Source organism: Paraflavitalea sp., from assembly GCF_059502485.1.
Map to the genome: position 1 here is coordinate 815,555 of NZ_JCACET010000010.1, position 15,872 is coordinate 831,426.

The 15,872-nt window shown below is 49.1% G+C and carries 10 protein-coding genes; 6 read left to right on the forward strand and 4 right to left on the reverse strand.

Features of this window, described 5'->3' with window-relative positions; all coding sequences use genetic code 11:
* Nucleotides 1-23: 23 nt before the first annotated feature.
* Nucleotides 24-1,988, reverse strand: a complete 1,965-nt coding sequence (locus AC5JBY_RS20655; RefSeq protein WP_495906548.1) for a M1 family metallopeptidase — start codon at nucleotides 1,986-1,988, stop codon at nucleotides 24-26.
* Nucleotides 1,989-2,070: 82 nt separating this feature from the next.
* On the opposite strand from AC5JBY_RS20655, the gene AC5JBY_RS20660 reads away from it, so the two are divergent.
* The 3 genes from AC5JBY_RS20660 to AC5JBY_RS20670 are packed head-to-tail and all read left to right on the forward strand — an operon-like array spanning nucleotide 2,071 to nucleotide 6,603.
* Nucleotides 2,071-4,599, forward strand: coding sequence for a circularly permuted type 2 ATP-grasp protein (locus tag AC5JBY_RS20660; RefSeq protein ID WP_495906549.1), 2,529 nt, complete (start codon nucleotides 2,071-2,073; stop codon nucleotides 4,597-4,599).
* Complete coding sequence (locus tag AC5JBY_RS20665) at nucleotides 4,596-5,474, forward strand: transglutaminase family protein (RefSeq protein WP_495906550.1); 879 nt, start codon at nucleotides 4,596-4,598, stop codon at nucleotides 5,472-5,474. Before AC5JBY_RS20660 ends, AC5JBY_RS20665 begins: the two co-directional genes overlap by 4 nt.
* Before the next feature lie 58 nt (nucleotides 5,475-5,532).
* A complete protein-coding gene (locus AC5JBY_RS20670; RefSeq protein WP_495906551.1) occupies nucleotides 5,533-6,603 on the forward strand; it encodes a zinc-binding metallopeptidase family protein in 1,071 nt (356 codons plus the stop codon).
* A 4-nt stretch (nucleotides 6,604-6,607) separates the two neighbouring features.
* On the opposite strand, the gene AC5JBY_RS20675 is transcribed toward AC5JBY_RS20670, so the two are convergent.
* Together AC5JBY_RS20675 and AC5JBY_RS20680 are read right to left on the reverse strand one after the other, a co-directional pair.
* Nucleotides 6,608-10,000: a transglutaminase family protein gene (locus AC5JBY_RS20675; protein ID WP_495906552.1), complete on the reverse strand. Its 3,393-nt coding sequence runs from the start codon at nucleotides 9,998-10,000 to the stop codon at nucleotides 6,608-6,610.
* Between the two features lie 73 nt (nucleotides 10,001-10,073).
* Nucleotides 10,074-12,365, reverse strand: coding sequence for an alpha-L-rhamnosidase-related protein (locus AC5JBY_RS20680; protein WP_495906553.1), 2,292 nt, complete (start codon nucleotides 12,363-12,365; stop codon nucleotides 10,074-10,076).
* 110 nt (nucleotides 12,366-12,475) lie between these two features.
* Here AC5JBY_RS20680 and AC5JBY_RS20685 point away from each other — a divergent pair, with 110 nt between their 5' ends.
* Nucleotides 12,476-12,841, forward strand: a complete 366-nt coding sequence (locus tag AC5JBY_RS20685; protein WP_495906554.1) for a DUF2200 domain-containing protein — start codon at nucleotides 12,476-12,478, stop codon at nucleotides 12,839-12,841.
* A 16-nt stretch (nucleotides 12,842-12,857) separates the two neighbouring features.
* Here AC5JBY_RS20685 and AC5JBY_RS20690 read toward each other — a convergent pair whose 3' ends face one another.
* The gene (locus tag AC5JBY_RS20690; RefSeq protein WP_495906555.1) at nucleotides 12,858-13,823 is read right to left on the reverse strand and encodes an SLAC1 anion channel family protein; all 966 of its coding nucleotides are present in this window, start codon (nucleotides 13,821-13,823) and stop codon (nucleotides 12,858-12,860) included.
* A 203-nt stretch (nucleotides 13,824-14,026) separates the two neighbouring features.
* On the opposite strand from AC5JBY_RS20690, the gene AC5JBY_RS20695 reads away from it, so the two are divergent.
* Together AC5JBY_RS20695 and AC5JBY_RS20700 are read left to right on the forward strand one after the other, a co-directional pair.
* On the forward strand, nucleotides 14,027-14,794 hold the full coding sequence (locus AC5JBY_RS20695) for an SDR family oxidoreductase (RefSeq protein ID WP_495906556.1): 768 nt from the start codon (nucleotides 14,027-14,029) through the stop codon (nucleotides 14,792-14,794).
* Between the two features lie 177 nt (nucleotides 14,795-14,971).
* Nucleotides 14,972-15,565: a Crp/Fnr family transcriptional regulator gene (locus AC5JBY_RS20700; protein ID WP_495906557.1), complete on the forward strand. Its 594-nt coding sequence runs from the start codon at nucleotides 14,972-14,974 to the stop codon at nucleotides 15,563-15,565.
* Nucleotides 15,566-15,872 lie beyond the last annotated feature (307 nt).

The window sequence follows — 15,872 nt, forward strand, 5'->3', positions numbered from 1 at the left end:
GTAATGGCAAAAATGCTCCTTCGTTATTTGACATTGTTGCCTCTGTTAATGTCCGGGAATATATTGTCAGGATCTATGACCACACTGGCAACAGGTTCCATAATGCCTGTTTTAAATACATAGCGGTGATCATAGTGCCAAATCTCTACCGGCAAAGTATGTTTCGTTTTTTTACCGCTGGTGGTGGTAATTTCAAGGATCAATGGCATAGCGGCTTTCTCCAGGTTGTCAATGGTCACCTCTACTCCTTTGGCAGCACTATAATTTACAGTGGCTATTGCCTGATCGAGTTTGTAATTTTCTATAAATGTGGCTTTCCAGAACCAGGTAAGGTCTTCGCCGGTTGCACTGTTCATACAACGGAAAAAGTCCCACGGCGTTGGATGCTTAAAGGCCCATTGGCTGATGTAATGACGAAACGCATAATCGAACCGGTCGGGCCCTACAATATGGTTGCGCAGCAAGCCCATCAGATAAGCTACTTTTAAGTATTGTGACGGCAATACCTGATCTCCTTTGATCGCATCGGGCCTTGTGAGTATCGACACTGCGCTATCGGCAAAGTAAGCAGCTGCTGGCGGCTCTAAAGGTGCATATCCTTTGAACTCTCCCTGGTTAAAATCCTCACAGGCGAGGTAGTCTATAAACATATTCAGGCCTTCATCCATCCAGGCATATTTGCGTTCGTTGTTTCCGACGATCATGGGAAACCAGGTGTGGCCCAGTTCATGGTTTACCACGCGCCAGTAATCGTTGCCAATATCTCTTGCCGAACAAAATACAATACCGGGATACTCCATACCATCGAGGTTGGAAGCTACATTTACCGCACATGGGTAGGGATAAGGGTACCATTTTTTCGAAAAGTATTCGATGGAGTATTTGATGTATTCGCTTGACCTGTCCCAGCTTTGGGGCAATTTGGAAGCTACCGGATACAGGGAAATACCGAATGCTTTTTTACCGCCCGGCAGGTTGATGCGGATGCCTTCCCATACAAACGACTTCGAAGCTGTCCAGGCAAAATCACGGGCATTATTGATCCTGAATTTCCAGGTACAGTTTGGTTTGGCAGGTCTTGAAGCCTTGTCCGTCACTTCTTCCGGTGTGCGGATAAAGACTTTGGTATCGCTGTTCTGCGCCTGCTGCCACCGCTTCAACTGTAGCGGGGGCAATACTTCTGTCGGGTTTACTAATTCACCGGACGCCGATACGATATAAGCGGATGGCACGGTAATATTCACGTTGAAGTCACCATACTCGAGGTAAAACTCTCCATTACCAAGGTAAGGCAGGGTATTCCATCCTTCCACATCATCCAACACACACAACCGTGGATACCACTGTGCCATGGAATAAATATTGCCGTTTGCCGTAGGCATAATGTCCGTTCTGTTGACATTGAAATCAGCGTTATAGAAAAACCGGGGTATGTGATAGCTGTAAATGATCCTGATATTGATGGTGGCGCCAGCAGCCAAGGGTTGCGATAAACGCAATTGCATACGGGTGTCATCAATCAGGTAGTCGGCTTTTACTGTATCTGTCTTATTCGCTTTTTTAGTGATCAATTGAATGGACCTGATGGCAAAGCCTCCTTCGAAAGTTTTCTGCAGCTTTGCCTGATTGCTATCGAGGAAAAGTTTTGCGTCCAATCCTTTTGAATGCGCCTTGAATGCCTGCTGGTCCAGTTGCAGCCACAGATACGACAGCGGACGGGGGCTATTGTTGGTATACGTGATCAGCTCAGTACCCTGGATCGTATTGCGTTCATCATCCAACGCCACGTCGATGGTATAACTGCAACGGTTTTGCCAGTAGGCCGGACCGGGCTCACCGCTGGCTGTACGGTAGCTATTGCCGGCTGGCAGGAACGGTAGTGCCGGGAAAATATCCTTTGGATCGTAGCGGGAAGTTCTTTCACCAACCTGGGCACTCAGCGAAAAATGGATGGTCAGCAGTAAAAGGAATGCAAGGTGTTGTCTCATAAGTGTACTGGTTGGGCTAAAAAGCTGAATATACTAAATATGCAGGCCATTCAGTCACTCTAAAATTGCTATTTTTAGGGCCATGGATCAAACTGCCGACCAAGCTAAGCTACCCGGTACGACTGGCGTGGAAGAGAAAATGCCTCCGCATTGGGAAACATTTTTCCAATCTTACTCCCGGCTGGGCAATGATGAAATAGCGACCCGCAATGAAGACCTGACACGCCTGATGAGAGAGAATGGCGTTACCTATAATATTTATGGTGATCCATCGGGCCTGAACCGTCCCTGGAAGCTGGATATGATCCCCTTTCTCATGAGCAAGGAAGAGTGGACGTCTATCGAAGCCGGCCTGCAGCAAAGGGCTCAACTGCTCAACGCCATCCTTGAAGATATTTATGGCGACAGAAAGCTGATCCGCCATGGCATACTTCCTTTTGAACTGTTGTATAATCATCCCGGTTTTCTACGTCAATGTTGTGGTATAAAGCTGCCCGGACGCCATCACCTCGTCATGTATTCCGCCGATCTTGCCCGAAGCAGGGACGGACGTGTGTGGGTGGTAAACGACCGGACACAAGCGCCTTCCGGTTCAGGCTATGCACTGGAAAACAGGACAGCAATGACGCGCGTGGTGCCTGAGCTTTTCGATGGATTGAAAGTGCGTCACCTCTCTCCTTATTTCAATACGCTGCAGCAGAGTCTTACTGAACTGGCGCCGCAGCAACGAGGCCGATTACGTCAACCCTCTTCGCCGCGGATCGTGATCTTGACACCGGGCTCCAGCAATGAGACTTATTTTGAACATGCTTATCTTTCTTCCTACCTCGGTTTTACCCTTGTGCAGGGCAATGACCTCGTTGTAAAGGACAACTTCGTGTGGTTGAAAACCATGGGAGGCCTTGAACGTGTAGATGTTATTCTCCGCCGGGTAGATGATAACTATTGTGACCCGCTGGAACTCAAAGCCGATTCGCAATTGGGTGTTCCCGGACTGCTACAGGCCGTACGGAGCGGCCATGTGACTATTGCCAATCCCATCGGCAGCAGTATCCTGGAAAACCCCGGACTGATGCCTTTCCTTCAGTCGATGGCGCGCTTCTTTTTGTCGGAGGATCTGCTGATCCCCACGATTGCCTCCTGGTGGTGCGGACAACCCAAAGAATTGAAGTATGTACTGAATCATTTACCCTCGCTCGTCATTAAGACTATCTATCGCCATCCCAGCGGTAGCTCATCGATAGATGGCGCATCACTCAGCGCTGCGCAATTGCAACAATTGAAAGCGCGTATCCTCGCCAATCCGGCGCTTTATGTAGGCCAGGAGAAGGTTGCTATCTCTACTACCCCATCGCTGATCGACGGACATATAGAACCACGGCAGGTATTATTCCGCAGCTTCCTCGTGAGCAGCGGAGAAAATTATGTGGCCATGGAAGGCGGGCTCTGCCGCACTTCTTCCGATCAGGGCAATTTCATCATCTCCAATCAATCGGGCGGATTCAGTAAAGATGCCTGGATCCTTTCGCCGGAAGCTTCCCGCAATTTCAATGTGCTGAAGGAAGTGGCCGGCTACAATGCTCCGGAAGAAGACAACCTCACCAGTCATGCTGCTGAGAATTTGTTCTGGGTGGGCCGCTACACGGAGCGTGTGCTCGGCAATGCCCGCTTTCTGCGCACGGTGATGCAGTTCCTTGCAGAAGGCAATAAGCTGGCTACCGACAGTACGCAGCTCACTGAGAAATACCTGCTGGAAGCATTGACGCAAAATACCTTTACCTATCCGGGCTTCACAGGACCAGATAGCGCAGAACAATTAGCGCAACCCTGGGAAGAATTGAAGGATGTGCTACTGAATGCCAAAAGAACCGGTGGCATCAAGTATAATTTTCTGCATTTTCAACGCGCCATTCATGAAGTAAGGGATCACTGGTCTACAGACACTTGGCGGGTATTGCGTACGATGGAGGAGGAACTGGCGCAGGATATTCCGCTTTCGCACCACGGTCATATCCGCATGTTGCATACGCTCGATAACCTCATCACTTTTATCATCGCCTTCATCGGGTTGAACAGGGAAAGTATTTCCCGTGAACAGGGCTGGCGTGTACTCGATACAGGCCGGAAAATCGAGCAAAGCCTGCTGTTGCTTACCATGCTGCGCACCACACTCGTCAACAAAACCAACGACCAGGTGGATTATCACCTCCAGCAAAGTGTGCTGATGAGCCATGAGTGTCTTGTAAATTACCGGTACAAATACCGGCAGCCGATCGACAAGCGACTGGTGCTGGATTTTATGTTGTTCGATCCCAACAACCCGCGGTCGCTGACACACCTGATCAACCGGCTCACTGTTCATCTTAAACACCTGCCTAAAGATCAGGCAGGACATTCATTAACCGGCTATGAAAGATTGATCCTCGAAGCAGACACGTTGCTGAAATTATCGGATAAGGATTCGCTGTCGACACCGGGCACAGAAGATACTTATACGCAACTGGATGAGTTCTTAACCCGGATGTACGGACTGCTGGCCACCATACCCGACGTGATCTCCAAAACTTATTTTAAACACGAATCGACTTCCCGGAGTTTTGATGTGCTATGAAATACAAGATCACCCATCATACCACCTATACCTATAATGAGCCGGTGAGCTTATGCTACAACGTGCTCCGGCTCACGCCGCGGCATACCTATTCGCAGGTCTGCAACTCCGTGGTCGTGAAAATTCATCCTGAGCCGGACAACATACAGGAGTATGAAGATTTTTTCGGCAATAAGGTGACTTATTTCTCTATTGAAAAGGAACATGCGCAGCTGTCGGTAAAAGTGTCTTCGTTGATCGAGAAACGGGTAGCGGCTGCCAGGGAGATCGGTCTGTATGGCAATGCCACTATAGAGAAAGTAAAACAACTGCTACAGGAGAACAAGCAGGAGGCAGCAGACATCGGCCAATATATTTTCGAAACGCCCATGACGGCTTCCAATATGGAGATCGCTGCTTATGCACGCCAATCCTTTCAACCTGGCCGGGCAGTGCTGGAAGCCACCATCGATCTCATGCGACGCATCTATACTGATTTCAAGTTTACGCCCGGCTTTACTACGGTGAGTACGCCCCTCGAAGTAGTGATGCGTGAACACAAGGGTGTGTGCCAGGACTTTGCCCACCTCGCTATTGCGTGCATCCGGTCGGTAGGACTGCCTGCACGGTATGTGAGTGGCTATATAGAAACTGTACCTCCGCCCGGCGTGGAAAAACTCTTTGGCGTAGATGCTTCACACGCGTGGTTCAGCGTGTACATCCCCCACCTGGGCTGGGTCGATTTCGATCCTACCAATAACATCATGCCGGGAGATCAACACATTACCATTGGCTGGGGACGGGACTATGCAGACATCGCACCTATGCGGGGCATCCTGCTCAGCAGCGGCACGCACACGTTGTCGGTGTCGGTAGATGTGAGCCGGGTCCGCTGAGCGCAACACCGGTTGGCCGTGGTATGGTTGTTGCAATGCACGATGCGCACAAACCATCATGAGAGTATATACCTGCACCAATTGTAGCAACACTTTGTATTTCGAGAATTCGAAATGCCTCCATTGCGATCACCCCGTGGGCTTCGACCCCGTCACGTTGACCATGATCACGTTGAAACCGCAAGGCACTGATCCTGCTCTCTTTACCCATTCATCAGACGACAGCAAAGTATATAAGTATTGCAGCAATGCGGCGCATGGCGTTTGCAACTGGCTGCTGCCTGCGGAAGATGCTTCGAGCTTTTGTGTGGCTTGCGCCATGAACCGGGTGATCCCGGACCTGGATAATGACATTAACCTACTGAGGTGGAAAAACACAGAGGTGGCCAAGCACCGCCTCATCTATTCTCTGCTGCGGCTGAAGCTTCCTTTTGAAATAGCAGCTGAAGAAAGAACGGAATCACTGCTCTTCCATTTTATGGCTGATACCCCTACCGGCGACAAGGTAATGACCGGACACGACAATGGCATCATCACGATCAATGTTGCCGAGGCCGACGAAGCGGAGCGGGCAAAGAATAAGTATGATCTTGGCGAACGGTACCGGACACTACTGGGGCATTTCCGCCATGAATCGGGCCATTTCTATTGGGATATGCTGATCAGGGATAAGCCCGTCCTCAAAAAATACCGGCAACTGTTTGGCGATGAGCGACAGGATTATTCAGCAGCCCTGGCTACCTACTATGAAAATGGAGCGCCGGCCGATTGGAACCAACGTTTTATTAGTCCCTACGCCACCGCCCATCCTTGGGAAGACTGGGCAGAAACCTGGGCGCACTACCTGCACATGATGGATACACTGGAAACGGCCTGGTCTTTTGGCATTAAGATCGATCCGGTGGAGCTTGATAAAACCTCGGGCATCCGGGCCAGCATCCTGAAAGAGCCTTATGGTATTACTGATTTCAACAAACTGGTAAACCGGTGGTTGCCACTGTGCTTCGCCGTCAACAGCCTCAACCGCAGCATGGGGCATCCAGACTTTTATCCCTTTGTGATCTCTCCTCCTGCTATAGAAAAACTACAATTCATCCATAAGCTTTGTCAGCCCCTCCTGCGTGCCTAAAGCACTATTCTCCTAACCAACGGTTCTTGCGGAAGCGCCGGAGGTCTAACGTATGAGGATACTCTTTGTTGATCTCTTCGGGAGGTGGATCGCATATAAAAGGAAGTCTGTCTTGTTTTATGTAGCGACTCAATCCCCGCAGATCGGGCGTAGGCTGCAATACCTCCTGATTGAAAGCTGTGACTGCAAACCGATTGCCTCTTCTCGATTCCGCTTCATAACTATTCACCGGAAATACATCGTAGCTACGGCCGCCGGGGTGAGATACATAGTAGGTGCAACCACCGATGCTACGACCATTCCAAGTGTCGATGATATCGAAAGTGATCGGTGCATCGATACCTATTGTTGGATGGAGGGCAGAGTAAGGCTGCCAGGCACGGTAGCGAACGCCGCATACATACTCTTCTTTAACGCCTGTGGCGGTGAGCGGAATGCGGCGACCATTGCAGAGGAGCGCATAGCGATCACCATTCAAGCCTGAGAGTTTTACCTGCAACTTCTCGAGTGAAGAATCCACATAACGCGATGTGCCGGAACCCGTCATCTCCTCTCCCAATACATTCCAGGGTTCGATGCCCATCCGTATTTCCATTTCGATGCCCTGTAGTGTAATGGTTCCATAGCGGGGAAAACGAAACTCAAGGAAGGGATCAAACCAACTGATGTGGAAAGGATAGCCGGCTTCATTAAGATCATTAACTACTTCCTGCAAATCTTCCTTCACATAGTGGGGCAACAGGAATTTATCGTGCAGTTCTGTACCCCATCGTACCAGGGTTTTCTTATAGGGCTTCTTCCAGAATTTGGCGATCAATGCGCGTATGAGCAACATTTGCACCAGGCTCATCTGCCGGTGGGGCGGCATATCAAAAGCACGGAACTCAAGAATGCCCAATCGTCCGGATGAGCTGTCGGGAGAATAGAGTTTGTCGATACAAAATTCGCTGCGGTGAGTATTGCCTGTTATATCGGTCAGTAGATGCCTGAAGATACGGTCTACGAGATAGAAAGGAATGAAACCACTCTCCGGCACCTGACTAAATGCGATCTCCATTTCATATAGCTTCTCGTGCAACCCTTCATCCAAGCGTGGCGCCTGGCTGGTGGCGCCAATGAAAGCGCTGGAGAATAAATAGGAAAGTCCGGGATGATGCTGCCAGTAAGTAACGAAACTTCTCAGCAGATCGGGCCTTCTTAACAAGGGGCTATCAGCCGGCTTTGCGCCTCCGATGGTGATATGATTGCCACCACCTGTGCCGGTATGTCTGCCATCCAGCATGAACTTCTCCGTACCCAGGCGCGACAGGAATGCCTGTTCGTACAACGTATCGATGGTCGATGATAAATCCTTCCAGCTATTGGCAGGATGAATATTTACCTCGATCACACCTGGGTCGGGCGAAACTACCAAGCGTTCGATCCGATAATCGCGTGGTGGTTCATATCCTTCGATGCGCACAGGGATATTCAGTTTTTCGGCAGTAGCTTCAATACTTGCCAACACATCGAGGTAATGCTCGAGGTAATCCGTGGGCGGCATGAAAATATAGATGATGCCTTCCCGCGCTTCTACGCACAATGCCGTTTTGATGGTTGATGAAAATTGTTCTGATGAAGCTGCGGGTTCATTGGTCTTTTGCTCAGCGATTCTTTGCACGGCAGGTTCATACGGTATATCAAAGCGGGCGGTTGCAGTAGTTGCGTAGTCGGTCAATGGCGGCAGCTCTTCAAACAGACTGCGCTCTACTTGTTGCGGTGCATGTTCTTTAGCAACAAGCGGCAAGGATTCCAACGGAAGACGCAACCCTATCGGTGAATTACCGGGCATCAGGAAAACAGATTCCCTCGCCAGTATCCATTTCGAACTCTTCCATTTGCTGTTGTAATAATCCCATTGTAATGGCAGCGTATAACCAACAGGACCGCCTGCACCTTCATCCAGCGTGCGATAAAGTGTTCTGCGTTCCAATGGGTCTTTCCAATTCAATTTAGAAGGATCTACATTGACGGGCATCTTCCCTTCAGTCCATAAAAGATAAAAGGGGTCTTCATATACAGCGCTCGCATTTTCTTCTCCTACGCCGAGGTGGCGGGACAGTGTTGCCATAAACCGCTCTGCATCGGCAGTGGTATATGTTCCGGATGTTTTTTCATGTGCGATCAGCCGACTGTTCTTCCACATCGGTACCTTGTCCTTGCGCCAATACAATCCGTATTGCCAACGCGGCAATGGCTCACCGGGATACCATTTTCCCTGTCCATAATGGATCATTCCTTCAGGGCCGAATTGATCTCGCAGCCGGAAGATGAGGTCGTGGGCCAATACTCTTTTCTGTTTGCCATCAGCTTCCGTGTTCCATTGGGCCGATTCCATATCGTCGATGGAAACAAAGGTGGGCTCTCCTCCCATCGTCAGCCGCACATCGCCAGCCAGCAGGTCTTCATCTACTTTGTAGCCAGTGGCATCGATGACCGCCCATTGCTCAGCCGAATAGGGCTTCGTGACGCGGGGATCTTCATGGATTCGCGTCACCGTATTGGCAAAGAAAAACTCCGTTTCGCATTTGTCTGTAGCGCCTACTACCGGGGCCGCGCTCACATAGTGGGGTGCGCAGGCCAGCGGTATATGGCCTTCGCTGGCAAATAATCCGGACGTGGGGTCCATACCTACCCATCCTGCACCGGGGATATATACTTCTGTCCAGGCGTGCAGGTCTGTAAAGTCGTTGGCCGGGCCTGAAGGGCCATCCAGCGAGGCTATATCAGCAGTCAATTGCACCAGGTATCCCGAAACGAACCGGGCCGCCAGCCCCAGGTGCCGAAGGATTTGTACCAACAGCCATCCCGAGTCACGACATGATCCTAATGCTTTGGACAATGTTTCTTCACAGGTCTGTACGCCTGTTTCCAGTCGCACGGTATACCCGATGTCCTTGTTCAATTTTTGATTGATGTATACCAGGAAGTCGATGATGCCTTTGGGGTCTTTATCAATACCTTCTAACCATTGTTTCAGCAAGGGACCGCTTTCTGCTTTTTCGAGGTAAGGCGCCAATTCTGCCGCCAGGTGGGGCTGATAGGTAAAGGGGAAATGTTGCGCGTACTCTTCGACAAAAAAATCGAAGGGATTAATGACCACCATATCGGCAATCACTTCAACCTGGATATCCAGTTCCGTCGTTTTTTCCGGAAACACTACCCTCGCCTGAAAGTTGCCAAAGGGGTCCTGCTGCCAATTGATAAAATGGTCCTGCGGGGAAATTTTGAAAGAATAAGCTTCGATGGGCGTGCGTGAATGTACTGCCGGTCTCAGCCGGAAGACATGGGGCGACAGTGAAACTGCCCGGTCGTACTTGTAGGTGGTCCTGTGGTTAATTGCTACCCGTATCGGCATAATGCAGACTGATTTGGTTGGATAGCAAGCAATCTATTCGGAAGATAATAAAATATCAGGACATTACAGTCTATTAACGGTTGCCGGCGTAAACTTCGAAATTGTGTTTTCCCGGCTTCACGTTTAGCACCTGGTAATACCCTTCTGCAAAAGTGGCTTTAACCACTTTTCCATTCATTTTTACTATCGCTTTATTGTTTGCGAAGGGCAGGTATACCCGGCCAGTAGTATTGCCCGGTAAACTCACCTGCAGGTTGAACCTGTCTTTTTTGTTTTCAAAGCTCACTTCTATATCACCTCGTATTGTGCGGAGCTTCAAATCAATCTGTTCAACACTGCCCGGTTGTGGTTTAATTTGTATTTCTCTATAGCCCGGTGTCAATGGCTGCACACCTGCCACATATCTCACCATAGCGTTTGCCGGCGCTGTGCCCCATGCATGGTTCCAGTCCTGATTAGGCTTGTACTCCTGTCCCCATGCTTCCATCGTCATGGTAGCGCCTTCGCGCAGCATGTTGAACCAGCTTCTTTTTTCCGTTGAGGTCATGAGTTGTAACGCATATTCCTGTTCATTGACCTTGTACAATCCATCCAGCAGGAACTGGGCACCGTATACACTGCAGGCCATGCCACGGGAATGGATAAAGCTGACCACCGGTGCTATTTTTTCTTTGGGCACTAAGCCAAACGCCAACGCAAAGAAATTGGCATGTATAGAGCTGTGCTTTGTGCCCTCTCCGTCCAGTACGATATTTGTTTGCGCATCGAGAAATGTACGTTGGAAGGATGCCCGCACTTTTTGTGCTTCACGTGTGTAGTAATCTGCGTCTGCTTTGTTGCCTACAGCTATCGACAGTTTAGCCATTGCTTCGAGCCCGGCATAATACCAGGCGTTGACAACGGCGTTGTAATCGGTAAACACAAAACCATCGGTTTCGCCCATTACGCCCGATTGTCCGCCTCCTATGCCTCCTGCCGGTGGCCAATCGACAATATCTTTTAAGCCTGTGTTGGCATTAAATGTTTTATAATGGATGGTGTTTAGAAATTCAGGTGTTTGCTTTCCGGTACGTGTGCTAATCAATCCATCTTCCCTGGCAAGGCTCGTGAGCAACTTTGCTTTCAGGTCAGGATATAGCTTTTTCACTTGCCGCAGGTCGCCGGAATGCAGGTAATCGTTCCAGGCAATCAACACGTTTTGCAAGGACCATTCTGTAGGCCATGTGGGATGGTAGATCACGTAATCGAGTGTTCTCTTCGTCATGGTGAACTCTGCATCGGTCGCATAATGGGAAAGCTGGTTGATCAGCGCGTCGGCCTCGTAGGGAATACGTTCTCTGTCTCCATCTACATAATAGCCTGCGAAAGATGTGGCTTTGATCGTGTATTTACACAAGTCCCATATCTTATTCAACCCTGTATCAGAACTGGTAAAAGTAGTGGCGTTATCCTCAAATATATTGGTGACCAGATAGCGGGAAACACTATCGACCTTATATCGACCTGATGCATCAGTTATCTCAGCATACCGGAAAGGAAGCACTTCTCCTATATCCGCAGGCATCAATACCGCATTGCTGCCAGTATTCCTTTTGTCAGGCGGTATCAGTGGTTGATAGGAATGATGCCCCTGAGTAAGAGACACCTTGATCATTTTATAGCGCACCGTGCCGGGGGGATTTCTATTGACATGTCCATCGGCTGCAAGTGCTTCACCAAGATGAATCACCAGCGTGTCGTTTGCCTGTTGCGCATGCACGGACAATTTCAGCTGACTGAAACCATCTTTACCAAAGTCGTATAGTTTATTGTTGGCGTCAAGCTGGCGGACCTGCTGTGGCAATTGAGGCGTTTTGATCAATACAAAGGAAGGCAGGCTAAAGTCTTCCAACGTTTTTCCCGTGCAAAATGACTGAACAGCGGAATAGCTGCTGGCTTTGCCATCCGCACCCCATGTGCGCACTTTCCAATAATAGATTGTAGATGGTTTCAAAGCAGCACCTTTGTATGAAGCAGCAATACTGTTGTTGTCATTCTTTCGCCCGGAGTTCCACACATCTGCGGAATCTTTCATCAATAGTTCTTTCCGGCTGGCTACCAATAGCTGAAAGGCAGCCTGATGGCCCTCTGCAACTACCCAGGAGAATGTCGGAAACCGACTGTTTACCCGACTGAATTGCCATTTAGCATCAGCAGCGGCTGCTTGCTCTAATGAAACATTGGTTCTTTGGCCCTGATCGTATACCCATTCAGCATTTTGTAAGAGATCGACTCTGAGCAAGGATGGCGCTTTTTTACCCTGAGCGTAGGATACCGTAACTATGAGTGTAGAAAAGAATAGGCCGGCTAAAACTTTCATTGGCATTGAGCGATGGGACTGTTAAAAGTCTAAATATAGGTAATGTATCGTCAACAGGCGTATGGGTCTATCCTGAAAGCAATTTCTACGTAACTTACCATTAAAATATTAAGGACATGAGCACTTCTGCCACCCATGATCAACGTATTGCCAAAATGATTTTTGCATCGGTGTATCCGCACTATGTCACAAAAGTGGAGACGAAAGGCAGGACGAAAGAAGAATTACACCAGGTGATAGAGTGGTTAACTGGTTTCAATAATAAAAAGCTGCAGGAGCTGATAAAAGAGAAAGTGACGTTTGAAGAATTCTTCGAACGTGCCAAGCTAAACCCCAATGCGCATCTCATCACAGGCATGATCTGTGGCTATCGTATAGAGGAAATAACGACTCCTTTGACAAAAAAGGCCAGGTACCTGGATAAGCTCATAGACGAACTGGCCAAGGGCAAGAAGATGGAGAAGATCCTGCGCACCTCGTAGCTTTGTTGTCGCTGACCTATTGGTTGAACTTTCCGGTAATCAACCGGGATAGTGACTGCACCAACAGATAGACAATAACGAAGCTGGTCAAGACCAGCAATACCGCAGCAATTCCCTTGAATATGATCCCATCCTTATTACTGGCAAACCGTAATGATGCAATCGTAATAGCTGCCAGTGGGAAACCCACCGCCCACCAGCTAACCCGGAAAGGACAGCACCGGGGCAACAAAGCAATCTTGCTACCGAAAAGCAACAACAAAAACAAGTCGAAATAAAAGAATACGGAGGACATGGTATCCTGCCCGCCCGTAATAAGTATATATCCTGAAAACGCAAGCGCAAAGGGACCAACGAGGATCAGCAGCGTAGGCTGTGCAGCTTCCGGTAAGGCTGGCTGAAACAACAGGCGAGCGATTATGATGGTCATCAGGATGATGGCGAAAAGGATACCGATCGCAAAGAAGAAAAGGCACACTTCTTTAATACCTTCGACGGGCAACTGAGCACCTATGATGGGTACATCCAGCGTACCTACCACCGGTATGATCCAGGCAGGCACAGCGCTGGCAGGTTCCTGCTGGTGGTCGAGCCACTTACGCAGTACTTTCAAGGCAAACAACAATATCAATACAGTACCGATGCTCCAGATGACGATGGCCGTGGAGGCATGATACGGTAATATAATACCGGGGAGGAGTAGCAGGGAGATGATAATAGTGCCAAAGAAACTGATCAGCACAGGGTGTTTGAAATCCGCTTTGACCAGCTGAGGATATCGCTTCAGCTTTACCAGGTAGGCTACGGACAATATTATGAATAGAACGATGGCAACGATACCGATCACTTCTCCAATGACAGTGGGAAGCCCCCAGAGTTTGGCGGCAAAGCGCCAGGCGAATGAGAGGCCGCAGCAGCCCATAACAGCCCCAAACAGGCTGACAGGAAAGAATTCGAGAAAGGTGGGTTGACGATCGTTCATATTAGCTGAAAGGAAATAGATCCTGCTACAAAATAACGGCATACTTCTATTCCTTTCGACAACAATTTATTCAAAATAGTTAAGCGATTGTTAGTACAGCTCCAAGTATCTATGTGACATTTATCACTACTATTTTCTGTCAAATCTCCTTGTTGCCAGCCCCTGCAGTGTCTCACCTTTGCCTTGTAATACAATCATAAAAAATGAAACTGAAAAACAAGGTAGCCGTAGTTACCGGAGGTAACAGCGGCATAGGATTTGGCATCGCGGAAGCATTAAAAGACGAAGGGGCTATCGGCACTATCACAGGCAGAAACCAGGCAACGCTCGACCAATCGGTTAAAGCGCTGGGAGCAGGCTTCATAGGCATCAAAGCCGATGTAACGAACATGAGTGACCTGGAACGCATATTCATAGATACGTTTGATCGATTTGGCCACATCGATACGCTGGTAGTCAATGCCGGCGGCATTGTAGATGGCCAACCGATGGCGGCCATCACCGAGGTCACGGAAAGCAACTACGATCAGTACATGGACCTGAATTTAAAGAGCGCCTACTTTACGGTTCAAAAAGCACTTCCCTATTTGAATGATGGCGCCTCCATTATCCTCATCGGATCGAGCGCCGCGCACCGTGCAGCACCGGGCATGACAGTATATAGTGCTGCCAAAGCCGCTGTTGTATCCTTAGCCAAAGGACTATCGCTGGATCTGCTGGCCAGAAAGATCAGGGTCAATGCCCTTTCTCCCGGCTCAACGGATACGCCTGTATTTGGCAAAATAGTACCAGAGAAGCAGGTAGATCAGGTGAAGCAAATCTGGGTAGGCCTGACACCTGCAGGAAGACAGGGTTTGCCGTCTGACATGGGGAAAGCTGCCGTGTTCCTGGCGTCTGACGACTCCTCTTTCATACTTGCCACTGAAATACTTGCCGATGGCGGGTTGACGAATATTATCCAAATGAAATAAGGCTAAGAAATTCACTTCCTCGGCTTCGTGTACGTCAACTGTTCCGTTTCACGTCGTCTACCCGTTGTTTAGTCTGGCCGCTTTGAGCGGCCTGACTATTTGGAGCGTTGCGTGGTTTCGGCTTCGCCCATTCAGGCGAAAGAACATTTTAGATAACTTTATTGAAAATTATCTAAAATGTTTTCTGCTTTAGCGACGTACCTCGTTGAAAAAGGCGGCCTGACTGATGACGAACTAAGGCAGGTTGAAGAAGTGGCTGTTCCGAAGAAAATTCGCAAGCGCCAGTATTTGTTGCAGGAAGGCGATGTCAGCCATAACATTGGCTTTGTCGTGAAAGGATGCTTTCGGTTATACGGCGTAGGTAAAAATGGCGAAGAGTATAGCATGAGGTTTGCCATCGAGAATTGGTGGATCAGTGACTTCGACAGTTTTCAATCGGGTCTTCCTTCCAAATACAATATCGATGCGTTGGAAGATGGTGAATTGCTAATACTCAGAAAGGAAAAGTTTGAAGCCCTGAAAGAAACGATCCCCCATTTCAAAAAGCTGATAGAGAAACTAACCGCTAAAAATTACGAGGCCCACCAAAACAGGATACTTAGCAATATCAGCGAGACCGCAGAAGAAAAGTACGACAACTTTATCAAGACATACCCGCAGATCTACGAGCGCATACCGCTCCACATGGTGGCCTCTTTCCTCGGCTTATCGCGGGAAACGCTCAGCCGCGTGAGGCAGCAGCATGCAAAAAAACGTCCAGGCGATTTATAGAAATCAGTCGCAAGCGTACCTCTTCCTTCCTGATGATATCTCGATTCCTTCTCTTTGGCTCCCCGGATTCCGAGGAGGCAAAGAGGAGAATCCGAGGAAGCAAAGAGGAAGCAATGAGGAGAACCCGGGAAGAATGTCCCAACCATCACAAGTTTTTGCTCCGTTCGTCACAGGCTTTTTCTCAGTCCGTCACAGGAATCAGGCGATTTTCGGGAACAAAGTGCCAACCGTCCCAGGTTTTGCCTTAGTCCGTGGCAGGTTTCCGGGAAGGCCGTCACATTTTGGGAAAGAACCAAGCAGGGCCGAC